Source organism: Streptomyces sp. NBC_00400, from assembly GCF_036048035.1.
Lineage (GTDB): Bacteria > Actinomycetota > Actinomycetes > Streptomycetales > Streptomycetaceae > Streptomyces.
On the sequence record NZ_CP107940.1, the window covers coordinates 6,599,492 to 6,621,427 of the forward strand.

Genomic DNA, 21,936 nt, shown 5'->3' on the forward strand with positions numbered 1-21,936 from the left:
GGGAGAACGGTGTACCGGGCGGCGCGGTGCGCGCGCGCCCGGTGCCCGGCGGATCTCGTCGTGCGGTGTGTGGGAGCGAGGAGCGAGACGGCATGAACGAGCAGATTCGCAGGCGGCCCGACGGGTGCCGGCGCCCGCTGAGCGAGGCGTACGACACGGCGCTGCTGGATCTGGACGGGGTCGTCTACGCCGGCGGGCAGGCCATCGCCCATGCCGTGGAGTCGCTGACGCGCGCACGGGACGGCGGGATGCACCTCGCCTATGTGACCAATAATGCCGCCCGTACCCCGCAGGCCGTTGCCGGCCAGTTGTCCGGCTTCGGGCTGCCGACCGGTCCGGCGGATGTGATCACGTCGGCGCAGGCGGTGGCACGGCTGATCTCCGAGCAGGTGCCGGCGGGCGCGCGGGTGCTGGCCGTCGGGGGCGAGGGGCTGTGGGTGGCGCTGCGCGAGCGCGGTCTCGAACCCGTCCGCTCCGCGGACGACGACCCGGCGGCGGTGGTGCAGGGCTTTGACCCCACGCTGGACTGGGAGCGGCTGGCGGAGGCCGCGTATGCGGTGCAGCGCGGGGTGCCGTGGTTCGCGTCCAACACCGATCTGACGATCCCCAAGGAGCGGGGGATCGCCCCCGGCAACGGTGCGCTGGTGGAGGTGGTGCGGACCGCCGCGGGCGGCTCGCCGCAGGTGGCGGGCAAGCCGCAGCCGCCGATGCACCGGGAGACGGTGCTGCGCACCGGTGCGCAGCGGCCGTTGGTGATCGGCGACCGGCTCGACACCGACATCGAGGGGGCCTGCAACGGCGGGGTCGACTCGCTGCTGGTGCTCACCGGCGTCACCACCCCCGCCGAACTGCTGGCCGCCCCGCCGCAGCACCGTCCCGCGTACGTGGCCGAGGATCTGCGCGGGCTGCTGGCACCGCAGCCGGAGGTCACCGCGGACGACGGCGGGTTCCGGTGCGGCGGCTGGCGGGCCGAGGCGGCCGGTGACGCGCTGGCCGTGACGGGCGAGGGGACGCCGCTGGACGGGCTGCGGGCGCTGTGCGCGGCGGCCTGGACGGCTGCCGGGGACGGCAGTTGCGGGGCGGATGCGGGGAAGGCGCTGGGGCGGATCGGGGGGTGAGGCGGGGCGGGGCCCGGGCCTTGCGGTCCGGGTCTTTTGCCCCAAGGCGCCGGCGGGTTCGCCGGTCCTCGCCGTCAGTTACCGCCGTCAGCCCTCGCCGTCGGCCCTGGCTGTCAGCTCTCCTCGGCCGCCGTCGTCGTCGCCGCGGCCGCCGCGGTCAGCTCCGCGATCAGGTCCTCCTCGGTGGCGCCGCGGCGCCAGTAGCCGGTGAACTTCACCGCCCTGCGGTCGATGCCGCGTTCGCGGACGAGGTGCCTGCGCACCGCCTTGACGGTCCCGGCCTCGCCGGCGATCCAGGCGTACGGGGTGCCCTCGGGCAGCTCGGCGGTGCGCAGCGCGTCGAGCACCGGCTCGTCGCGCCCGGGGGCCGCCTCGTCCCGGACGAGCCAGCGGATGCCGGCATCGGCAAAGGTCGAAAGCCGCTGCCGGTCGTCCTCGTGCGTGATCTCGATCCAGACCTCGGCCCGGGTGCCGGGGGAGAGCCAGGACAGGATGCCGGCGATCGCGGGCAGCGCCGTCTCGTCGCCGGTGAGCAGAATCCAGTCGGTGCCGGCCGGTGGCCGGAAGTCGACGCCGCCGTTGTCCTCGACGGCCGGGGCGAGGACGGTCAGCCGGTCGCCGGGCCGGGCCCGGGCCGCCCAGCGGGAGGCGGGGCCGCCCGCCGTGGCGGCGGTGTCAGGACCGGCGCCGTGCAGCGCGAAGTCGACATCGAACTCCGCCGGTTCATGGCGCTGTTCGCGGATCGTGTACGAGCGCATCACCGCACGCTCGGCCGGATCCTGTGCCCGCCAGGCGGTGTACCAGCCGTCGCCGGTGTCGTCGAAGACCGGCCGGTCCTGGTGGGGCTGCGGGAGGAAGAGCTTGAAGCGCTGGTCGCGACCGCCGGAGGCCAGTTCCGTGAGCCGCTCGCCGCCGAAGGTGATCCGCACCATGGAGGGGCTCAGCCGCTGCGACCGGACGACGTGCACATCGAAGAAGCGGAACGGTGCGGTGGACGGGGCGACGGTCGTGGTCATACGGGAACCTCCCGGAACGGTGGTGGGGGCGGGGGAGGCCGCGGCGGGCGGCGGACGGCGGGCCGGTCTTCACCGTCCCGTCGTCCGCCCGGAGAGGCGGCCGGGGCGGTGGAGAGCGGTCCTGCGGCCGGCGGGCGCCGATCGCCGCGGCCGTACGTCAGTTGGCCTTCTTGGCGCCCTCGATCGCCTTGGCGAGCGATTCGATGAGCGGCGCGGCGCCCGCGTAGGAGAAGCGCGGCTCGCTCGACCAAGGGGTGATCTGGCCGGCCTTGACGGCGGGCAGCTTGGACCAGGAGGGCTTGGCGGCCAGGTCCTTGGGCTGGAGGGTCGCGGTCCGGTTGTCCAGCAGGAGGACGTCGGCCCGGTACTTGTCGGCGTTCTCCCAGCTCAGGCTCTCGAAGTAGCCGCCCTTGTCCAGGTGGTCGGGGACGATCAGATCCACGCCGAGGGACTTGTAGTACATGAGGTCGGCGTTGATGCCGGGGTTGGAGGCGTAGAAGAGGTCGGGGCTGCCGGAGCAGGCGAGCACCTTGACCGGGTGGGACTTGGCGGCCTTGCGCAGCGCCGCGGAGGCCTTCTCGAAGCGGGCCTTGGCGTCGGTGACCTTATTGGCCTTCAGATCGGCGCCGAGCGACCCGGCCAGCTCGGCGTAGCGCTCGATGATCTTGATGAGCGGGGTGCGGGAGGAGGTGAGGGCGACGGACTCGGCGAGCTTGGTGATCTTGTCCTTGCTGTCGTCCGGCACGAACCACAGCGCGCCCGGCTCGTACATGTTGGTGACCAGCAGATCGGGGCGCAGCGCCGCGTACTTCTCGACGTTGAACTGGTTGTAGGCGTTGCCGATGAGGGTGACCTTGTCGACGTCCAGGTCACCGGCCTGCGGGTCGGGCTTGCCGTTCTTGAGCTTGGTGGGGCCGAAGACGCCGACGATCTGGTCGTCGATCCCGAAGTCGTGCAGTGCGGCCGCGGTGCCGGTGAAGGCAACGAGGCGCTGGGGGGTGTTCTTCAGGGAGACCTTCTGCTTACGGTCGTCGGTGAACGACCAAGGGCCCGTCCCGGCGCCGCTGTTGGTGCCGCCCGAGTCCTTGTTCCCGCCGCATGCGGCGAGCAGGGCGCCGATGCCGAGGGCGCCGCCCGTGGCCAGAATGCCGCGACGGGACGGGGTGACGCTACGGGAGGTGCTCATGATGACGGTGCTTCTCTCTGGGAGGGGCGGCTGGTCAACATGAGGGTAGGCTAACCTAACTATCGTGTTGGTTGACAGTCCCCCCGAAGCAACAGCGGCCCCGGCCCCCGTGACCCCCAGGAGACGGCATCTCCTGCGCTCCGCGGGGCTGGTGGCCTCCCTTGCCGTACTGGCCGTGATCGCTGTCCTCGGTATCGCCGTCGGCGCGAAACAGATCCCCCTCGACCAGGTGTGGCACGGGGTGTTCCACTACTCCGGCTCCGACACCGACGTGGTCATCCGCGATGTCCGCTTTCCCCGCACCCTGCTCGGCCTGATCATCGGCGCCGCGCTCGGCCTGGCCGGCACGGTCATGCAGGCGCTGACCCGGAATCCCCTGGCGGACCCGGGAGTTCTCGGCATCAACGCCGGCGCCTCGGCCGCGGTCGTCTCCGCCATCAGCTTCTTCGGCGTCACCTCGCTGGACGGCTATGTGTGGTTCGCGTTCGCCGGCGCCGCGGTGGTCTCGGTGGCGGTGTACGTCCTCGGCGGCACCCGCAGCGCCACACCCGTACGGCTCGCCCTCGCCGGCACCGCGCTGACCGCCGTCCTCGTCGGCTACATCAACGCCGTCAACCTGATGGACACCGCGGCCCTGGACAAGATGCGCTTCTGGACGGTGGGTTCGCTGGCCTCGGCCACCCTGCCGACGGTCGGCCGGATCGCGCCATTTCTCGCCGTGGGGGGTGTCCTCGCGCTGCTGCTCGCCCGGCCGCTGAACGCCCTTGCGCTCGGCGACGACCAGGCGCGGGCGCTGGGCGCCCGGCTGACCCGCACCCGGGTACTGGCGATGCTCGCGGTCACCCTGCTGTGCGGCGGGGCGACCGCCGCCTGCGGCCCGATCGTCTATGTGGGCCTGATGGTTCCGCATGTCGTACGGGCCATCACCGGGCCCGATATGCGCTGGATCCTGCCGTACTCCGCGGTGCTCTCGCCGGTCCTGCTGCTCGGCGCCGATGTGCTCGGCAGGGTGGTGGCGCGGCCCGGTGAGCTGCAGGTCGGCATCGTCACGGCCGTTGTCGGCGGCCCGGTCTTCATCTCTCTCGTACGGCGTCGGAGGATGGCCCAGCTGTGAGCGCGAGTGTGCGGCCCGGGAAGGGCACCGAGGAGAACACCGAGCCGAGCGGCGGGCCGAGCGGCGGGCCGAGCGCCGAGGAGAGCGCCGAGCCGGGCGTCGAGGCGGTCGCGGCGGCCGGTGCCGCGCGCGGCCGGGCGGGGAGGGCCCGGCGGGTCACGGTGGTGCGGACCAGGGGCGGGCTTTCGGTACGCCTGGACGTGCCCGCCGTGGTGGCCGGGCTGGTGCTGCTGGCCGTCGCGCTGGCGGCCGCCATCGCCCTGATCGGCTCCGGCGACTACCCGATGAGCCCGGCCGAGGTGATCGCCACGCTGACCGGCGGCGGCGATGCCGGCCAGGAGTTCATCGTGCAGGACCTGCGGCTGCCGCGGGTGCTGGTGGGGCTGCTGGTCGGCGCCGCGTTCGGGATCGCCGGGGCGGTCTTCCAGTCCGTTTCGCGCAATCCGCTGGGCAGTCCGGACGTCCTCGGTTTCGCCCAGGGATCGTCCGTCGGCGCGCTGGTCGCCCTCGTCTACTTCCAGGCCGGGACCTTCGCGGTCGCCGCCGGAGCGGTCGTCGGCGGCGTGATCACCGGCGTCGCCATCTTCCTGCTCGCCTGGAAGCGCGGCATCCACGGCTACCGCTTCGTGCTCGTCGGCATCGGAGCCAGTGCGATGCTCTACGCGATGGTGCTCTACCTCCTGACCAAGGCGAACATCGTCGACGCGACCCGGGCCACCACCTGGATGACCGGTTCCCTGAGCGGCCGCGGCTGGGACCAGTTGTGGCCGCTGGCCGCCGTCTGCGTCGTCCTCGTCCCGCTGCTGCTGTTCCACGGCCGCCCGCTGCGCATGCTGGAGATGGGCGATGACGCCGCGAGCGCCCTGGGCGTACGGGCCGAGCGGGTCCGTATCGTCGTGCTGTCGGCGGCGGTCGTGCTCGTCGCCGCCGCCACCGCGGCGGCCGGGCCGATCTCCTTCGTGGCGCTGACCGCCCCCCAGCTGGCCCGGCGGCTGTCCCTCCCGCGCTTCCTCAAGGGCACGGGCAGAGGCGCACCCCTGCCTGGCCCCAATCTGCTGCTGTCCGCCCTCATGGGCGCCGTGCTGCTGGTCGCCGCCGACTGGGCCGCCCAGCGGCTCTTCGGCGCCGACCAGCTGCCGGTGGGCGTGCTGACCGGTGTCCTCGGCGGTGGCTATCTGCTGTGGCTGCTGGCCACGGAGCGCAAGGCGGGGCGGATATGAGATGGCGGACGCAACGGACCAACGCGCCGGGCAACAGCATGCATACGACAACCTCAGGAGTTCCGAAGTGAGCCGTCTTGCGGCTGAGAAGGTCACCCTCGCCTACGACCAGCGGGTCATCGCCGAGAACCTCTCGGTGGCCATCCCCGACCACTCCTTCACGGTCATCGTCGGCCCGAATGCCTGCGGTAAGTCCACGCTGCTGCGCGCGCTCTCGCGGATGCTCAAGCCGTCCACGGGATCGGTGCTGCTGGACGGCTCCGCGATTTCCTCCCTGCCGGCCAAGAAGGTCGCCAGGACGCTCGGGCTGCTGCCGCAGTCCTCGATCGCCCCGGACGGGATCACCGTGGCGGACCTGGTGGCACGCGGCCGCTATCCGCACCAGGGCCTGCTGCGGCAGTGGTCGGCCGACGACGAGCGGATCGTCCAGGAGTCGATGGCGGCCACCGGGGTCGGCGAGCTGGCCGACCGCTATGTCGACGAGCTGTCCGGCGGGCAGCGCCAGCGGGTGTGGATCGCGATGGCGCTCGCCCAGCAGACGCCGTTGTTCCTGCTCGACGAGCCGACGACGTATCTGGACATCCAGCATCAGATCGAGGTCCTGGACCTGTGCGCCGAGCTGCACGAGGAGCAGGGGCGGACGCTGGTCGCGGTGCTGCACGACCTCAACCACGCGGCCCGTTACGCGACCCATCTGATCGCCATGAAGGACGGCGCGGTCCTCGCCGAGGGCGCGCCGGGCGACATCGTCACGGCGGAGCTGGTGGAACGGGTCTTCGGGCTCAGCTGCCAGATCATCGAGGACCCGGAGACCGGCACCCCGCTGGTCGTCCCGGCCGCGCGCAAGCCCCGTAACGGCGGGAGCGGAGCGGGCCGGGGCGCGGCGCGGAAGCCGCGCACGGGGCAGGACGGGGGCCGGGCCGACGGAGCCGCCACGGGTGGTGCCTCGGCCGACGGGCACCCGGACGACGGGAAGACGAAGGCCGAGACGGCGACTACAGCAGCGTCCTGAGGCGCAGCAGGTCGCGCAGGCCGGCCTCCAGCTTGACGCGACCGCTGCCCCAGGCCTTGGCGAAATTCAGCTTCCCGTCCACCAGGGCGACCAGATCGTCGCCGGCCATGGACAGGCGGATCTCGGCCTTGTGCGGAGGCGGGCCGGGGACATGGGTCACCTCCTGGACGGAGCCGTCGGACAGCCGCCCGAGGAAGGTCACATCGAGGTCCGTGATGCGGCAGCTGAGCGAACGGTCGAACGCGGCCGCGCGCCGGACGTTGCCATCCGCCGAGGACAGATTCTGGGCCAGCCGGTCGAGAGCGGCGCGGCACTGGTCGAGGGTTGCCATCGTGAGCGACGATACGCCAGGTCGGGGACGGCTCGTTCGTCCTTGTCAGCCTTCGCCAAGGTAGCGTCGGGGGCATGGAAGAGCCGATGCCCGGCCCGGAGCCGGAGGCGCCCGCGGAAGCCGCGCCGGCGGAGCCCGTGCCGTCCGGGAAACAGCAGGAGGGCAACGGGGGCGCGAGCGCCGCGGGAGCCGCGCCGGCCGGTCATGCCGAGCCGCAGCCGGTCGGGGTGGGGACGACCCCGACCGGCCAGGCCGCGGTCGACACCACGCTGCGCCGCCTCGCCGATGCCGACCACCTCCCGGCGAGCGGACACCTGCAGGTGTACGAGGATGTGCACCGTGGGCTGCGCGATGTGCTGGCCGGTCTCGACCAGCACCCCGGGCCGCCCGCCCCTTCCCCGACGACGCACGACAAGACGCACGACAACAGGAGCTGAACCACAGGTGGCAGGAGTGGCACGACGCCGACTCGACGCGGAGCTGGTGCGCCGCAAGCTGGCCCGTTCCCGCGAGCACGCGAGCCAGCTGATCGCCGCGGGCCGGGTGACCGTCGGCGGGGCGACCGCAACCAAGCCGGCCACTCAGGTGGAGACCAGCGCGGCCGTGGTCGTACGCGAGGACGAGAGCGATCCGGACTATGTCTCGCGCGGCGGGCACAAGCTCGCCGGAGCTCTCGCCGCCTTCGTACCGCTCGGCCTGAAGGTCGAGGGCCGGCGGGCGCTGGACGCGGGCGCCTCGACCGGTGGCTTCACCGATGTCCTGCTGCGGGCCGGTGCCGGTCACGTCGTGGCCGTCGACGTCGGATACGGACAGCTCGCCTGGTCGCTGCAGAGCGATGAGCGGGTCACCGTGAAGGACCGCACCAACGTGCGCGAGCTGACCCTCGAACAGATCGACTCCCGGCCCGTCGATCTCATCGTCGGCGACCTCTCGTTCATTCCGCTGGGGCTCGTGCTGCCCGCGCTGGCCCGCTGTGCGGCGCCCGACGCGGACCTGGTGCTGATGGTCAAGCCGCAGTTCGAGGTCGGCAAGGAGCGGCTGGGCAGCGGCGGGGTGGTGCGCAGCGCGGAGCTGCGTGCCGACGCGGTACGGGCGGTCGCGCAGCGCGCCGCGGAACTGGAATTTGGCGTACTTGGCGTAACTGCGAGCCCGCTGCCCGGACCTTCGGGGAATGTCGAGTACTTTCTGTGGCTCCGCGCCGGGGCGCCTGCACTCGACCCGGCGGACGTCGACCGTGCAGTGGCGGAGGGGCCTCGTTGACCACTACCCAGGCAGTTGAAGGCAGCGCAGCACACGGGAACACCGGAGCCGGGCGGACGGTCTTCCTGCTCGCTCACACCGGCCGCCCCGCGGCCATCCGCAGCGCCGAGCTCGTCGTCCAGGGGCTTTTGCGCTGCGGCATCGGAGTGCGGGTGCTGGCGGAGGAGGCCGCGGATCTGCCGCTGCCGCCGTCGGTCGAGCGCGTCGAGTCGGAGCAGTGCGCGGCCGAGGGCTGCGAACTGCTGGTGGTCCTGGGCGGGGACGGCACACTGCTGCGCGGTGCGGACTTCTCCAGGACGTCCGGTGTCCCGATGCTCGGCGTCAACCTCGGCCGGGTCGGCTTCCTCGCGGAGGCCGAACGCGATGACCTCGACAAGGTCGTGGACCGGGTCGTCACCCGCGCGTACGAGGTCGAGGAGCGGATGACGCTCGATGTCCTCGTACGCAACAACGGCAGTGTCGTCTACACCGATTGGGCCCTGAACGAGGCATCGGTGGAGAAGGCCGCCCGGGAGCGGATGCTGGAGGTCGTGACCGAGGTCGACGGCCGGCCCGTCTCGCGCTTCGGCGGCGACGGGGTGGTCTGTGCGACGCCGACCGGCTCCACCGCCTATGCCTTCTCGGCCGGCGGCCCGGTGGTCTGGCCCGAGGTCGAGGCCCTGCTGATGGTCCCGATCAGCGCCCATGCCCTGTTCGCCAAGCCACTGGTCACCTCGCCGCGCTCCGTCCTGGCGGTCGAGGTACAGCCCAAGACCCCGCACGGCGTCCTGTGGTGCGACGGCCGCCGCAGCATCGAACTCCCGGCCGGTGCCCGTGTCGAGGTCCGCCGCGGCGCCGTGCCCGTACGCCTGGCCCGCCTGCATCATGCCTCCTTCACGGACCGCCTGGTCGCCAAGTTCGCCCTCCCGGTGGCGGGGTGGCGGGGAGCACCGCACTAGGAACTGCCGACGGCCTTCTCCGCCGGAGAAACAGGGGCCGGCGCGGCGGGGAATGCCCCCGTGCCGCCCCTTGCCGGGGACCTGGGCGGTGGTTCGCCTCCGGCCGTGACGGCGCCTTCCCGCCTCCGCCCGCACCGCTCACACGGTCCGTCACGGCGTCCGGCCGCACCTCTGGATCCGGGCCGCGGCGACATCCGGTCCTATGATCCGTGAAAGGGGAAAACGGGGCGGAAAGGGCAGGGGCGGGGATGGAGAAGGGGGAGCGGATGGACCGGAACATGCGCAGTGTGGAGGACGTACTCAGGCTCCTGGACGGTCTGTTCGCGCCGGAGGCGGACCGCTGGACGGCCGAAGGGGCCTCTTGGTGGGACGACTTCTACGCGGACCGCTCCAAGCCGGTGCCCTTCTTCGTGGCGAAGCCCGACGAGAACCTGGTCTCCTACCTCGAACGCGGACTGATCAGCCCAGGGCGCGCCCTCGACCTCGGGTGCGGCCCGGGCCGCAACGCACTGCACCTCGCCTCCGCGGGCTTCGCGGTGGACGCCGTCGACCTCTCGCCGGCCGCCATCGCCTGGGCCCAGGGCCGGGCCCACGAAGCGGGAGCCGATGTCAGGTTCCTGTGCGGCGACGCCTTCGCCCTTGCGGAGACCGCACTGACCGGCCCGTACGACCTGATCTACGACTCCGGCTGCTTCCACCACCTGCCGCCGCACCGCCGCATCAGCTACCTCGCCCTCCTCGACCGGGCCCTGGCGCCCGGCGGGCATCTCGCCCTCACCTGTTTCGCGGCGGGCGGGATGGGCTCCGAACTCGGTGACACCGACTTCTACCGCCAGGCCCGCCTCCACGGCGGCCTCGCCTACACCGCGGAGTCCCTGCGCTGGATCTTCTCCGGTCTGTCGGAGGTGGAACTGCGTCGCATGCACGACGAGGGACCGGAGTCCGCGTGCTTCGGCGAACCGTTCCTGTGGACGGCCTTGTTGCGCCGTACGGTCCCGTCGGAGCCGGCGCCCGGCACCTGACCACCCGGCACCGGACGGTCCCTCATCGAGGCGCATGCGGGCCCCGTGCCGGTGAAGGCGGGCCCCGTCCCGGTGAATGCGGGCCCCGTGCCGGTGAAGGCGGAGCGCCGGCCACGCGGTGCCGCATGCGCCGCCGCTCTCGGCATGGGCGCACCTTTCGTTCCGGTCTGTGACCATCCCGACGGCAGAGCGTGATCGCGTACCACGGGGAATTCCTCCGCTTTGCGCGGAGGTTTTCCGCGGTGCCGGTGGCAGGAGTGAGGGGAGGCCGTCGCGGGGCGGCCCCTGGACCTCGTAAGGTCGTATCCGTGTTGGAGGAGATGCGGATCCGGTCCCTGGGTGTCATTGACGACGCCGTTGTCGAGCTGTCCCCCGGCTTCACGGCGGTGACCGGCGAGACGGGCGCGGGCAAGACCATGGTCGTCACCAGCCTCGGCCTGCTGCTCGGCGGGCGTGCCGATCCCGCGCTGGTGCGGATCGGCGCCAAGTCGGCGGTCGTGGAGGGCCGGATCGGCGTCGGCCCCCGGGCTCCCGCTGCCGTACGGGCGGAGGAGGCCGGCGCGGAGCTGGACGACGGCGCGCTGCTGATCAGCCGCACGCTCTCCGCCGAGGGGCGTTCGCGCGCCCACGTCGGCGGCCGCTCCGTACCGGTCGGCCTGCTGGCAGAGTTGGCTGACGACCTGGTCGCCGTGCACGGCCAGACCGACCAGCAGGGCCTGCTGCGGCCGGCCCGCCAACGCCAGGCGCTGGACCGCTACGCCGGGGACACGGTCGCCGTTCCGCTCGCCAAGTACACCGCCGCCCATCGCCGGCTGCGCGGCGTCGCCGCCGAGCTGGACGAGCTGACGACGCAGGCCCGTGAGCGTACGCAGGAGGCCGATCTGCTGCGCTTCGGCCTCGACGAGATCGCGGAGGCCGAGCCGCAGCCCGGGGAGGACACCGACCTCGCCGCCGAGGCCGAGCGGCTGGGGCACGCCGAGGCACTGGCCTCCGCGGCGAGTGCCGCGCACGCCGCGCTGGCCGGCAACCCCGAGGACCCCGAGGGCGTCGACGCCACGACCCTGGTCGCCGGCGCGCACCGTGCGCTGGAGGCCGTGCGCAGTCATGACCAGGAGCTTTCCTCGCTCGCCGAGCGGCTCGGTGAGATCGGCATCCTGATGGCGGACGTGGCGGGCGAGTTGGCCAGTTACGCGGACGGCCTGGACGCCGACCCGTTGCGGCTCGCCGCGGTCGAGGAACGCCGCGCCGCCCTGAACCATCTGACCCGCAAGTACGGCCAGGACATCGCGGCCGTGCTGGCCTGGTCCGAGGAGAGCGCCGCCCGGCTCGCCGAACTGGACGGCGACGACGACCGGATCGGCGAGCTGGCCGCCGAGCGGGACGCATTGCGCGCAGAACTGGGCGAACTGGCACAAACATTGACCGATGCCCGTACGGCGTCGGCGAAGCGTTTCGCCGATGCGGTCACCGCCGAGCTCGCCGAACTCGCGATGCCGCACGCCCGGGTGACCGTCGAGATCCGCCAGACCGAGGTCGCCGAGGACGCCGACGGCATCGAGGTCGGCGGCCGCACCGTGGCCTACGGACCGGCCGGCGCCGACGAGGTCGAACTCCTGCTGGCCCCCCACCCGGGCGCACCGCCCCGGCCGATCGCCAAGGGGGCGTCCGGCGGTGAGCTCTCCCGGGTGATGCTCGCCGTCGAGGTGGTCTTCGCCGGCTCCGACCCCGTACCGACCTACCTCTTCGACGAGGTCGACGCGGGGGTCGGCGGCAAGGCGGCCGTCGAGGTCGGCAGGCGGCTGGCCAGGCTCGCGAAGTCGGCGCAGGTCATCGTCGTCACGCACCTCCCGCAGGTCGCGGCCTTCGCGGACCGCCAGCTGCTCGTGGCGAAGACGAACGACGGGTCGGTCACCAGGAGCGGCGTCACGGTCCTGGAGGGTGAGGAGCGGGTCCGCGAGCTCTCCCGGATGCTGGCCGGCCAGGAGGACTCCGAAACGGCCCGCGCGCACGCCGAGGAGCTGCTGGAGACGGCGCGCACGGGGAGTTAGAGGGGGACACCCCTAGGGCCTGTCTTTGACCGCAGGCCGACGGCGGTCGGTGAGTGGACGGCGGCCGGGAGCCGAGGGTAGCCGGTGAGCCGACGCCGGCCGGTGAGCCGACGCTCGCCCGCGGAGTGGCATCGCTCACGGCGTGCCCGCCGCGACGTCGGTCGCCCGCTCTCTCCGCGCCGCCGTTTGCGCTGGTCAGGTGCCCCCTGCGGCGGGCCGGGCGCTGCTGGTCCTCGCGGCGTGGCCCCCTTCGGCCATGACTACACTCGCCCACCATGTGCGAGCCCAGACGGTATGCAAACCGGCACAAGAGACGCGGCGGCCGACTGTGCGCCGCTGCTTGTGCCGGGCGCGCGGGGGCTGCGCGGAACCTGCTCGCTACCCTCACGGCTGCCCCGTACCGGACCTCCGCCGTCCGCAACAGCACCCCCTCGGCGCCGGTCCGCGGCACCCCGGGGGCCGTGTGAGACGCCGCGCGAACCGGGCCCGGCACCGGCGGTCCCGCGACCCGCGCGGTCACTGGCTGCTGCTGCTCCTGATCCTCCCGGTGATGTTCGGCGCCCTGCTCTTCGAGGGCTGGACCACCCATGAGGTGGATGCCGCGAAGACGCGCAAGGACTGCACCAGCCCCGTGCCCAGGTCCGTCGACAAGGGCGGCCCGGTGCTCCGGTTCCACGACGGCAAGGCGGTCTCGTCCGCGGTGCCGGCCCGTACGGTGGCGCTCACCTACGACGGCGGGCCCGACCCCGTATGGACACCCCGGCTGCTCGACCTGCTGCGCAAATACCACGCCCATGCCACGTTCTTCCTCCGCGGCGCGCAGGCGGCCCAGCACCCGGATCTGGTGCGGCGGATCAGGGACGAGGGCCATGAGATCGGCTCGAACACCTACACCGGCGCCGCCATGGGCGCTTCCTCGCCGCTGCGCGCCTCGCTGGAGCAGTCGCTCACCCAGAAGGTGCTGGCGGGCAGCGCGGGCCTCCACACCAAGCTGCTGCGGCTGCCGCAGACCACCGCGGTGGACACCATGTGCGGCGCCGAATGGAAGGCCGCCCGGAAGGCCGGCGCGGAGGGGTACACCCTGGTCGCCGCCGACCGGTGGTTCCGTAATCCGTCGCAGGGCGTGATCCGGCAGTTCGGCCAGAACGATCTCGCGTACCTGGGGACCAAGGAACTGCTCGACAACCCGAAGGCCGCCAAGTTCACCACCGTGACGGCGGGGGTCGGGCAGCCTCCGTCCGACGAGCCGGCCTCCGGTGTCGAGCGCTGGTCGGGTACGGCCCTGATCTGGGCCAAGGCCCTGGGACATGCCTTCATCAGCGCGATGGCCTGGGTGCTCGCGATTGCGGGCGGACTGGGGCTGCTGCGGCTGGCGATGCTGGTGTTCTTCGCCCGTACCCACGTCCGGCGGCTGACCCGTATCCGTCCCGGATCGACCGTGCTGCGGGAGGTCACCGATCCGGTGACGGTGCTGGTCCCGGCGTACAACGAAGCAGCGGGTATCGAGTCCACCGTCCGTTCGCTGCTCGCCTCGACCCACCGGCAGCTGCAGATCATCGTGATCGACGACGGGTCGTCGGACGGTACGGCGGACATCGCGGCCCGGATCGGCGATCCGCGGGTGCGGGTGATCCGCCAGGCCAATGCGGGCAAGGCGGCCGCCCTCAATACCGGGCTGGCCCATGCGCGGTACGAGATCGTGGTCATGGTCGACGCCGACACCGTCTTCGAGCGGGACGCCATCCACCACCTCATCCAGCCGCTCGCCCACCCGGCGGTGGGTGCGGTCAGCGGCAACACCAAGGTCGGCAACCGCCGTCGCCTGCTGGGCAGGTGGCAGCACCTGGAGTACGTCTTCGGGTTCAACCTCGACCGGCGGATGTTCGAGGTGCTGGAGTGCATGCCGACGGTCCCCGGCGCCATCGGGGCCTTCCGCCGGGATGCGCTGATGGGCGTCGGCGGCGTCAGCGGGGACACGCTCGCCGAGGACACCGATCTGACGATGGCCCTGTGGCAGGCGGGCTGGCGGGTGCTGTACGAGGAGTCCGCCGTGGCCTGGACCGAGGTGCCCAGCTCGCTGCGGCAGCTGTGGCGGCAGCGCTACCGCTGGTGCTACGGCACGATCCAGGCCATGTGGAAGCACCGCGGGGTCGTCGTGCAGGCGGGCCCGGCCGGGCGCTCCGGCCGCCGCGGACTGAGCTATCTCGTCCTGTTCCAGGTCGCGCTGCCGTTGTTCGCGCCGGTCGTCGACATCTTCGCGCTGTACGGGCTGCTCTTCCTCGGCCCCTGGCAGTCGGCGGGCGTCTGGTGCGGCTTCCTGCTCGTGCAACTGCTCTGCGCCGGATATGCGCTGCGACTGGACGGGGAGAAGCTGCGGTCGCTGTGGGCGATGCCGTTCCAGCTCCTGGTCTACCGGCAGCTGATGTATCTCGTCGTCATCCAGTCCGTGGTGGCCTTCCTGCTCGGCACCCGCCTGAAGTGGCACCGGATGCACCGCTCGGGGACGGCCGCACAGCAGATCGGGCAGCCGGTGGCGTACCGGAGGCTGTCGTCGAGGTGACCTCAAAGTCCGCTTTCTCCCCTCTGGGCGCCATCCGGTAGTGCGGGATAGCGGAACATTTGGTGAAGGACGCGTGAGCATGCAGACTGTCCGCCCATGAGTGACTGGCCGGCCGGGGTCCCTGACGCCCACCGTTACGGTGGTGCGGGGCAGCCGGTGCATCCCGTCACCGGGCAGGTACGGCAGCACGACCCGTCTCCACCGCAGCCGGTCATCGAGCCACGGCTGCCCGGCCCGTACGGCGGGCGCGGTGGGCCCGTACGCAGGAGCACCCGGCCCGCGGCCACCCGCCCCACCTGGCGCCGCCGGATCCTGCGGCTCGCGGGCCTCCTGGCCGCCGTGGCCCTGCTCGCCTCCGTCGGCACCTACACCTGGGCCGACACCAAGCTGGAGCGCGAGGTCGACCTCGGCAAGCTCGCCGGCCGGGCGGCTCCCGGCAAGGGCGCCAACTATCTGATCGTGGGCTCCGACAGCCGCCAGGGCCTGTCGGGAAAGCAGCTGAAGGACCTGCACACCGGCGGCTCGGCGGCCGCGGGCCGCCGCACCGACTCGATGATCCTGCTGCACACCGGCGCCCACGGCACCACGATGATGAGCCTGCCGCGCGACTCCTGGGTGACCATCCCGCCGTACACCCGCCCCGAGACCGGCAAGCACTACGCCGCCTCCAAGGACAAGCTCAACGCGGCGTTCTCGCGCGGCGGTCCCGAACTGCTCGTACGCACCATCGAGCACAACACGGGCCTGCGCATCGGGCATTACACGGAGATCGGCTTCGCGGGTTTCGTCGGCATCGTGGACGCGGTCGGCGGAGTGCCGATGTGTCTGGACAAGGGCGTCAAGGACGAAAAGTCCGGCGAAAACCTCACCAAGGGCTGCCATACGCTCGACGGCCGCGCCGCGCTCGCGTTCGTCCGCCAGCGTCATCAAGAGGCTCAGGGTGACCTCGGCCGCAGCCAAAACCAGCAGAAGTTCCTGGCCGCGCTCTCCCACAAGGCAGCCAGACCCGGCACCCTGCTCAGCCCGTCCAAGATCTATCCCACCCTGAACGCGGGCCTCGACACGCTCATCGTCGACAAGAGCATGAGCCTGTGGAACCTCACTTCGCTCTTCGAAGCGATGAAGAGCGTCTCGGCCGGCAACGGCGCCCGCGTCCGTGTCCCCGTCTCCAGCCTCGGCTTCAAGACCCCCAAGGGCAGCGCCGTGAAGTGGGACACACCGCGGGCGAAGCAGCTCTTCGCGGAACTGCACAACGATCAGCCGGTGACGGCCGGTGACGGCCGGGGCGAAGGGCCGGAAGCCTCAGGGGATGTCTCCCCCTGAGCGGGCCGTCCCGTCCGCCGGGTGACGGGTGAAGCGCCCTAGGGTGACGGCAGTTGAGTGCGGCACGGTGCCGGGCGAGGGGAGCGACATGGTGGTGGTGGCAGGTACCAGGGTGCTGGGGCGGATCTCGGTTCTCCTGGGGGCGGCAGGGGTGACCAGGGCCGCGTATACGGCGCTCAGGAAGCGGCCGCCGGGTGGTGCCGCCCGGTGGGAGCGGAAGAACTACGCCGGCCGGACCGTCGACCTGCACGCCGGGCTCGCCACGGCCACCGGTACCGCGCTCGCCGCCGCCACCGCACCGGGGCTGTCCGCCCGGACCCGGGCTGCCACGGCGCTGGCAGTACTGGCCGCCGGGGGCTGCGGGGCGTACGACGACGTGTGCGGCGCGGATGACCCCCGCCGCGGATTCCGGGCGCATCTTTCGGCACTCCGGGACAAGGAAGTCACCAGCGGCGCCGTGAAGCTGTTCGGGATCGGCGCCGCGGGGCTCGCCGCGGGGGCCCTCCTCAAGGAGCGTCCGGCCGACAAGCTCCTGGCCGGTGTGGTGATCGCGGGCTCGGCCCACCTGGTCAACCTCCTGGATGTCCGGCCGGGCCGGGCGGCCGCCGCCGTCCTGGCCATCGGCGCACCCGGGCTGCTGCGCCGCGGTCCGGCGGGCCCGCTGTCCGCGGCGCCCTTGGGGGCCGCGGCGGCCGTCATCGGGGATGACCTCGGGGAGCGCACGATGATCGGGGACTCCGGGGCGCACGCCCTCGGCGCGGCGCTCGGCCTCGCCATCGTCACGGGCAACGGCCGCCGGGGACTGGCCGCACACGCCGCGGCGCTGGTCGCCGCCGCAGCCGCGGGGGACCGCGTCAGCCGGGCGGCCGCGGCGGTCTGAGGCCGCCAGGGGGAGGGGCCGGAGCCCCCGAGCCTCCCGAACACCACCTCCCCCAGCCCGCCGATCCGGCCACACACCCATGCGCTCCGGCCGACGGCGTACGCGCCCCTTACCGTGGCGCAGGCGCACTCCAGGAGGTGGACTCACTCGAACGAGCCGTTAATCCGCGCGGGCGGTTTGTCGCCCATGTGGGTGATCTGGTGGGTGCCGGGGTGAGACTTCCCACCGGAACGGCAGGCTGACGGTGCCGAATTGACATCGCCGGGCTGGCATCCTGGGCGCGGTGCGCAGTCGCGGGCGTGCTCGCCCCGTCCTGTCGGGCGTGCTCGACCCGTCCTGCCCGTCCTGCCCGTCCGCCGGGCAGGCGGGCGGCCGCTTGTCCGCGTCGCGGGCGCCCCGCAGTAAACGGACCGACCCACCGGTACGGCCCGTCCGCCCCGACCCAGGAGCCCGACCACGTGATCAGCACCCCGACCTCCGCGCACGGGCTGTCGCCGCTGCGTACGGTCCAGGTGCTGGGGCACGGCAGCGCCGGCAGCGCCGCGCACGTCCGCTCGCTGGCCGAAGGGCTCGTCGCACGCGGGGTGCGGGTGACCGTGTGCGCCACCCCGGAAACCGAGGAGGCCTACGACTTCACCGGCACGGGCGCGCGGTTCGTGCATGTCCCTCCGCGCACGGATCCGGCGAGCGTGGCCTCGCTGCGCAGCGCCTGCTGGGATGCCGACCTCGTGCATGCGCACGGTCTGCGGGCCGGGCTGCGTGCCTCGATGGCGTTGCGCGGACTGCGCGGCCCCCGGGGCGGGCGGCGGGTTCCCCTGGTCATCACCTGGCACACCAAGGCGCACATCGAGGGCGCACGGGCCGGGCTGGTGCATCTGATGGAGCGGCGGGTGGCGCGGGCGGCGGCCGTCGTACTGGGAGCGTGTTCCGACCTCGTGGACCGGGCGCGTGAGCGGGGCGCGCGTGATGCCCGGCTCGCGCCGGTCGCGATTCCCCGCCCCCGGGCGGGCGGTGCTCCGGCCGATCCCGGGAGCCACGACCGGATGTTCCGCAAGGAGCGGGCCGAACTGGGCGCGGTGGACCGCCCGTTGCTGCTCGCGGTCGGCCGTCTCGACCCGAGCCAGGGGCATGACCTCCTGCTGGACGCGGCGCACGCCTGGTGCGCGCTCGACCCGCAGCCCCTGGTTGCCATCGCGGGGGAGGGCGAGCAGCGGGCGGCACTGCAGCGGCGGATCGACGCCGAGCAGTTGCCCGTCCAGCTGCTCGGGCGCCGCGACGATGTGCCCGAACTCCTCGCCGCCGCCGACCTGGTGGTGCTGCCCAGCAGGTGGGAGGCCCGCTCGCTGATCGCCCAGGAGGCGCTGCGCGCCGGGGTGCCGCTGGTCGCCACCGACACCGGAGGCACCCGCGAACTGGTCGGCCGCGCCGCGGAACTGGTGCGCTACGGCGATGCCGCCGCCCTGGCCCGTACGGTGCTCGCGCTCCTTGCCGATCCGGTACGGCGGGACGCACTCGCCGCGGCGGGCCGCCACCAAGCCGCCGGCTGGCCCAGCGAGAACGACACCGTCACCCAGGTCCTCAGCGTCTACGACGAATTGACCCAGCCGGTTCAGCCGGCGTAGCCGGGGCGTCGCGGCATCGAGGTATCGAGGTATCGAGGTATCGAGGGGCCGGACACGGTCGGGCGCGGCGGGGCACGGTCGGGCGCTGTCGGATGCGTCCGGGCCCGCCGCCCGTTACGGCTTGTCCGTATGGCGCCTGGCGCGCAGGGCCAGGCGCAGGCCCAGGACCGTCTGCGGATCGTCCAGGTCCGTGCCCAGCAGCTGAGCGATACGGGCCAGCCGGTCGTACAGCGTCTGCCGGTTCACATTCAGGTCGCGGGCGGTCTCCGCCTTGCGGCCCGCGCTGGCCAGATAGGCCTCCAGCGTCGGCAGCAGCGGCTGACGGGCACCACGGTCATGGGCGAGCAGCGGCCCGATGGCGCGCTCCACGAAGTCGGTGAGCACCCCCTGCTCGCCGTGCTCGCGCATCCGCCACAGCAGCAGCTCGATGTCCAAGCGGCGCGCGTCGTACCAGGGCGCTTCCGGCAGCCCCTGGGCCGCGGCCGCCGCCTCCGCGGCATGCCGCAGGCCGGGGCCCGCCGCCGCCCAGTCGCCCGGAGTACCGACCACGACCACCGGACGGTGGGCGGCCGGCCGGTCCAGGCCCGTCCGGACGACTCCGGCACGCAGCGCGTCGGCGATCCGGTCGGCGAGCGCATCGCGGTCCTGGCCCGCGCGCAGCGCGATGAGCATCGGAACCCGGCCCTCCACGGGGCGTACGCCGAGGAGCACGGGCACTCCGGGGGCGGCAAGTTCCTCGCGCAGCGCCTGGGCGAGCAGCGCCCAGCTGCCGGGGGAGGGAAGGCCGGCGGGCAGCCGCATCACCACCGGCAGCACGGGGTCCGTGCCGGGGCGGAAGCCCAGCAGGCGGGCCTGGCCGGGCGCCTCGGCGGCGGAGATCCGGCCCTCCGCCAGGTCGGCGAGGAAGTCGCCGCGGCCACGCGCGGCGAGCACTTCCTCCTGGCGGGACTGGAGCATGACGACGGCCAGCAGGTCGGCCGCGCGCTCGGCGGCGATCCGGTGCACCGGCGCCAAAGGGGCGTTGACGGGCAGCAGGACGAGCCGGGCGCGGACCGCGTCCGGGCCGGGGCCTCCCCCGCTCTCGGCTCCGCTCAAGCGGGGGGACCCCCATCCGGGAACGTCGATGCGTACGCCGGTGTCGCGCAGGCCCTCCCAGGCCAGCAGCGGGTCGGCGTCCGCCGGGCCGTCATCGGCGTCCGGGCCGGCCGCGTACAGCGGGCTGCCGTCGGGGGCCTCCAGACAGAGCGGGTTGCCGGTGAAGACGGCCAGCAGCCGCAGCACCTCGGGAGCGCCACCGCCCCGCAGCAGCACATCCGTGCAGCGCCGCAGGATCTCGTCGGCGCGCCGCAGCAGCGCGTAGTGGCTGTTGATGATCTCGGTGTGGATCGCTTCGGTGACCGTGACGTACGGGACCTCGCGGTGCAGCTGGATCAGCGGAAGTCCGCAGTCCCGTGCGGCGTCGACCAGCGCGGCCGGCAGGGACGCGAAACGGGAGCCCAGCTCCACGACGAGAGCGGCGATCTCGCGGTCCGCGAGCTTACGGATGAAGGCGCGCTGTTCGGACGGCCGGGCACCGAGTCCGAGTCCGGTGGTCAGCAGCAGCTCGCCGCCCTTGAGCAGCGAGGCGATATGCGGGACCTCGCCCGCGTGCACCCAGCGCACCGGGCGGTCCAGCCGGTCCTCGCCGGCCAGGACCTCCGGCAGACCCCGTCGCAGCGCGGGCAGCTCCAGTGCCCTGCGTACCGTGATCTCGGCTTCGATGTTCGCTTCCGGCCCCATGACCTGGAACGGTACCCGTATTCCGCGGTGCGGAGCAGCGCGGTCCGGACGGCGGTGCCCGCGCTGTACGGCGGTGGAGCTGCGTGGCCGGACGGCGGTGCCGCGCCGCACAGGGGCAGAGCGGGACAGGGGCACGGTCCCGGCCAGGACCGCGCCCACCGCCGCCCTCATGCCGACTCCCGCACCACCAGCCGCGCCTGGGTGATCACCGGCGCGAGTTCCGCCGGACCGGCCCCGGGCCCGTGCCCCCCTCCCGGCGCCCCGTCAGCGCCATCCGGCCCGTCCGCTCCGTCTGTGTCATCCGCCCCCGCGGACCTCCGCGGATCCAGCAGCCTCAGCAGCAACCGGGCCATCAGCCGCCCCATCTCCTCCACGTCCTGCCGCACCGTGGTCAGCGGTGGATCCGCCCAGGCCGCCGGCTCCAGATCGTCGTAGCCGACCACTGCCACATCGTCCGGCACCCGCCGCCCGCGGGCCCGGAGCGTGCGCAGCGCGCCGCTCGCCATCAGGTCGGAGCAGACGAAGACGGCGTCCAGGTCCGGTACGGCATCGAGGAGCCGGGCCATGGCCCGCTCACCGCCCTGCGCCGTGAAGCCGCCGTCCGCGATCAGCCGCGGGTCCGGCTCCGGTGTGCCGAGCGCATCGCGGTAGCCGTCGAGACGGTCCACCGCGGACGTCTGGTCGAGCGGTCCGGTGATCACGGCGATCCGGCGGCGGCCGCGGCCGAGGAGGTGGCGTACGGCCTGGCGGGCGCCGTCGCGGTTGTCGTTGTCGACGTACAGCGGCCGGGGCGCGCGGTCGGCGCCCGCCCAGCCGGGCCGGCCGCCGTAGACGGTGGGCAGTCCGGCGCGCTCGGCCATGGCCGGCAGGGGGTCGTCGCGGTGCAGCGAGAACATCAGCGCGCCGTCGACATGCCCGGCCGACAGATAGCGGCCGATGCGGTCGTAGTCGGCGCGCCGCTCGACGAACATCAACAGGAGCTGGGTGTCGGCCGCGGCCAGTTCGCGGCTGATGCCCCGCAGTTGGCGCCCGAAGAACGGATCGCTGAAGACCCGGGCCTCGGGCTCCGCGATGACCACGGCGACCGCTCCCGTGCGGCGGGTGACCAGCGAGCGGGCCGCGCTGTTCGGTACGTACCCCAGCGCGGCGACCGCCTCGCGGACCCGTTCGCGGACCGCGGCCCGTACGCCCGTACCGCCGTTGACCACGCGGGACACCGTGGCGCGGGAGACCCCGGCGAGCGCGGCGACCGCCTCCAGCGTCGGGCGCGGACCCGGACCGTTCGGCTCAGCCACCATCCACTCCTCTCCACTCCTTCAACTCCTTTTTCCTCACGATGACTTGACGGTGTCCCGTCGAGTCGGCAGGGTTCACTGCGCACGATATGAGAGCGCTCTCACGCTGGCTGGCCCAAGGAACTCCCCACCCCCCACTGCCGGAAAGAGTGTCATGAGCATGAGATATCGGCCCGGGAAGTCCTGTGTACAAGCGGCGGCAAGGCGGCAAA

At 73.0% G+C, this 21,936-nt stretch carries 18 protein-coding genes; 13 read left to right on the top strand and 5 right to left on the bottom strand.

Annotated features, from left to right (window positions below; all coding sequences use genetic code 11):
* The first annotated feature begins 92 nt into the window (after nt 1–92).
* On the top strand, nt 93–1,118 hold the full coding sequence (locus tag OHS81_RS28870) for an HAD-IIA family hydrolase (RefSeq protein WP_328387986.1): 1,026 nt from the start codon (nt 93–95) through the stop codon (nt 1,116–1,118).
* A 113-nt stretch (nt 1,119–1,231) separates the two neighbouring features.
* Here OHS81_RS28870 and OHS81_RS28875 read toward each other — a convergent pair whose 3' ends face one another.
* Both OHS81_RS28875 and OHS81_RS28880 read right to left on the bottom strand, forming a co-directional pair.
* Nucleotides 1,232–2,134 (bottom strand): siderophore-interacting protein, encoded by a 903-nt coding sequence (locus OHS81_RS28875; protein ID WP_328387988.1) that lies wholly within the window; start codon nt 2,132–2,134, stop codon nt 1,232–1,234.
* 157 nt (nt 2,135–2,291) lie between these two features.
* Nucleotides 2,292–3,320: an ABC transporter substrate-binding protein gene (locus OHS81_RS28880; protein ID WP_328387990.1), complete on the bottom strand. Its 1,029-nt coding sequence runs from the start codon at nt 3,318–3,320 to the stop codon at nt 2,292–2,294.
* Between the two features lie 64 nt (nt 3,321–3,384).
* Here OHS81_RS28880 and OHS81_RS28885 point away from each other — a divergent pair, with 64 nt between their 5' ends.
* The 3 genes from OHS81_RS28885 (at nt 3,385) to OHS81_RS28895 (ending at nt 6,666) form a co-directional block, all read left to right on the top strand.
* Nucleotides 3,385–4,434, top strand: coding sequence for a FecCD family ABC transporter permease (locus tag OHS81_RS28885; RefSeq protein ID WP_328387992.1), 1,050 nt, complete (start codon nt 3,385–3,387; stop codon nt 4,432–4,434).
* Between the two features lie 161 nt (nt 4,435–4,595).
* Nucleotides 4,596–5,654 carry a FecCD family ABC transporter permease gene (locus tag OHS81_RS28890; protein ID WP_328391487.1) on the top strand — a complete coding sequence of 353 codons (1,059 nt, stop codon included), beginning with the start codon at nt 4,596–4,598 and terminating at the stop codon, nt 5,652–5,654.
* 67 nt (nt 5,655–5,721) lie between these two features.
* Nucleotides 5,722–6,666 (top strand): ABC transporter ATP-binding protein, encoded by a 945-nt coding sequence (locus OHS81_RS28895; RefSeq protein ID WP_328387994.1) that lies wholly within the window; start codon nt 5,722–5,724, stop codon nt 6,664–6,666.
* Here the strand turns inward: OHS81_RS28895 and OHS81_RS28900 are convergent.
* A complete protein-coding gene (locus OHS81_RS28900; RefSeq protein WP_311625719.1) occupies nt 6,650–6,997 on the bottom strand; it encodes an SCP2 sterol-binding domain-containing protein in 348 nt (115 codons plus the stop codon). The two genes, OHS81_RS28895 and OHS81_RS28900, sit on opposite strands and share 17 nt — an antisense overlap.
* 74 nt (nt 6,998–7,071) lie before the next feature.
* Between OHS81_RS28900 and OHS81_RS28905 the strand changes: the two genes are divergently transcribed.
* The 9 genes from OHS81_RS28905 to OHS81_RS28945 all read left to right on the top strand — a co-directional run bounded on the left by OHS81_RS28905 (nt 7,072) and on the right by OHS81_RS28945 (nt 18,650).
* Nucleotides 7,072–7,434 carry a hypothetical protein gene (locus OHS81_RS28905; RefSeq protein WP_328387998.1) on the top strand — a complete coding sequence of 121 codons (363 nt, stop codon included), beginning with the start codon at nt 7,072–7,074 and terminating at the stop codon, nt 7,432–7,434.
* A gap of 7 nt (nt 7,435–7,441) precedes the next feature.
* The gene (locus tag OHS81_RS28910) at nt 7,442–8,257 is read left to right on the top strand and encodes a TlyA family RNA methyltransferase (protein ID WP_328388000.1); all 816 of its coding nucleotides are present in this window, start codon (nt 7,442–7,444) and stop codon (nt 8,255–8,257) included.
* Nucleotides 8,254–9,195, top strand: coding sequence for an NAD kinase (locus OHS81_RS28915; protein ID WP_328388002.1), 942 nt, complete (start codon nt 8,254–8,256; stop codon nt 9,193–9,195). The genes OHS81_RS28910 and OHS81_RS28915 overlap by 4 nt, the downstream gene beginning before the upstream one ends.
* A 266-nt stretch (nt 9,196–9,461) precedes the next feature.
* Complete coding sequence (locus OHS81_RS28920) at nt 9,462–10,217, top strand: class I SAM-dependent methyltransferase (RefSeq protein ID WP_328388004.1); 756 nt, start codon at nt 9,462–9,464, stop codon at nt 10,215–10,217.
* A gap of 320 nt (nt 10,218–10,537) precedes the next feature.
* On the top strand, nt 10,538–12,265 hold the full coding sequence (recN, locus tag OHS81_RS28925; RefSeq protein ID WP_328391489.1) for a DNA repair protein RecN: 1,728 nt from the start codon (nt 10,538–10,540) through the stop codon (nt 12,263–12,265).
* Between the two features lie 463 nt (nt 12,266–12,728).
* Nucleotides 12,729–14,825 carry a bifunctional polysaccharide deacetylase/glycosyltransferase family 2 protein gene (locus OHS81_RS28930; RefSeq protein WP_328388006.1) on the top strand — a complete coding sequence of 699 codons (2,097 nt, stop codon included), beginning with the start codon at nt 12,729–12,731 and terminating at the stop codon, nt 14,823–14,825.
* A 96-nt stretch (nt 14,826–14,921) separates the two neighbouring features.
* Nucleotides 14,922–16,148 carry an LCP family protein gene (locus OHS81_RS28935; protein WP_328388008.1) on the top strand — a complete coding sequence of 409 codons (1,227 nt, stop codon included), beginning with the start codon at nt 14,922–14,924 and terminating at the stop codon, nt 16,146–16,148.
* Nucleotides 16,149–16,236: 88 nt separating this feature from the next.
* The gene (locus tag OHS81_RS28940) at nt 16,237–17,028 is read left to right on the top strand and encodes a hypothetical protein (RefSeq protein WP_328391491.1); all 792 of its coding nucleotides are present in this window, start codon (nt 16,237–16,239) and stop codon (nt 17,026–17,028) included.
* 458 nt (nt 17,029–17,486) lie between these two features.
* Nucleotides 17,487–18,650: a glycosyltransferase family 4 protein gene (locus OHS81_RS28945; RefSeq protein ID WP_328388010.1), complete on the top strand. Its 1,164-nt coding sequence runs from the start codon at nt 17,487–17,489 to the stop codon at nt 18,648–18,650.
* Between the two features lie 114 nt (nt 18,651–18,764).
* On the opposite strand, the gene OHS81_RS28950 is transcribed toward OHS81_RS28945, so the two are convergent.
* Both OHS81_RS28950 and OHS81_RS28955 read right to left on the bottom strand, forming a co-directional pair.
* Nucleotides 18,765–20,429 carry a PucR family transcriptional regulator gene (locus OHS81_RS28950; RefSeq protein WP_328388012.1) on the bottom strand — a complete coding sequence of 555 codons (1,665 nt, stop codon included), beginning with the start codon at nt 20,427–20,429 and terminating at the stop codon, nt 18,765–18,767.
* A gap of 167 nt (nt 20,430–20,596) precedes the next feature.
* Nucleotides 20,597–21,727 (bottom strand): LacI family DNA-binding transcriptional regulator, encoded by a 1,131-nt coding sequence (locus tag OHS81_RS28955; protein ID WP_328388014.1) that lies wholly within the window; start codon nt 21,725–21,727, stop codon nt 20,597–20,599.
* Between the last annotated feature and the right edge of the window lie 209 nt (nt 21,728–21,936).

Coding starts and splice junctions, on each gene's coding strand:
- recN (WP_328391489.1), top strand. CDS start 10,538: ATGCGGATCCGGTCCCTGGGTGTCATTGACGACGCCGTTGTCGAGCTG.
- OHS81_RS28870 (WP_328387986.1), top strand. CDS start 93: ATGAACGAGCAGATTCGCAGGCGGCCCGACGGGTGCCGGCGCCCGCTG.
- OHS81_RS28880 (WP_328387990.1), bottom strand. CDS start 3,320: ATGAGCACCTCCCGTAGCGTCACCCCGTCCCGTCGCGGCATTCTGGCC.
- OHS81_RS28955 (WP_328388014.1), bottom strand. CDS start 21,727: ATGGTGGCTGAGCCGAACGGTCCGGGTCCGCGCCCGACGCTGGAGGCG.
- OHS81_RS28935 (WP_328388008.1), top strand. CDS start 14,922: ATGAGTGACTGGCCGGCCGGGGTCCCTGACGCCCACCGTTACGGTGGT.
- OHS81_RS28900 (WP_311625719.1), bottom strand. CDS start 6,997: ATGGCAACCCTCGACCAGTGCCGCGCCGCTCTCGACCGGCTGGCCCAG.
- OHS81_RS28940 (WP_328391491.1), top strand. CDS start 16,237: ATGGTGGTGGTGGCAGGTACCAGGGTGCTGGGGCGGATCTCGGTTCTC.
- OHS81_RS28875 (WP_328387988.1), bottom strand. CDS start 2,134: ATGACCACGACCGTCGCCCCGTCCACCGCACCGTTCCGCTTCTTCGAT.
- OHS81_RS28920 (WP_328388004.1), top strand. CDS start 9,462: ATGGACCGGAACATGCGCAGTGTGGAGGACGTACTCAGGCTCCTGGAC.
- OHS81_RS28950 (WP_328388012.1), bottom strand. CDS start 20,429: ATGGGGCCGGAAGCGAACATCGAAGCCGAGATCACGGTACGCAGGGCA.
- OHS81_RS28905 (WP_328387998.1), top strand. CDS start 7,072: ATGGAAGAGCCGATGCCCGGCCCGGAGCCGGAGGCGCCCGCGGAAGCC.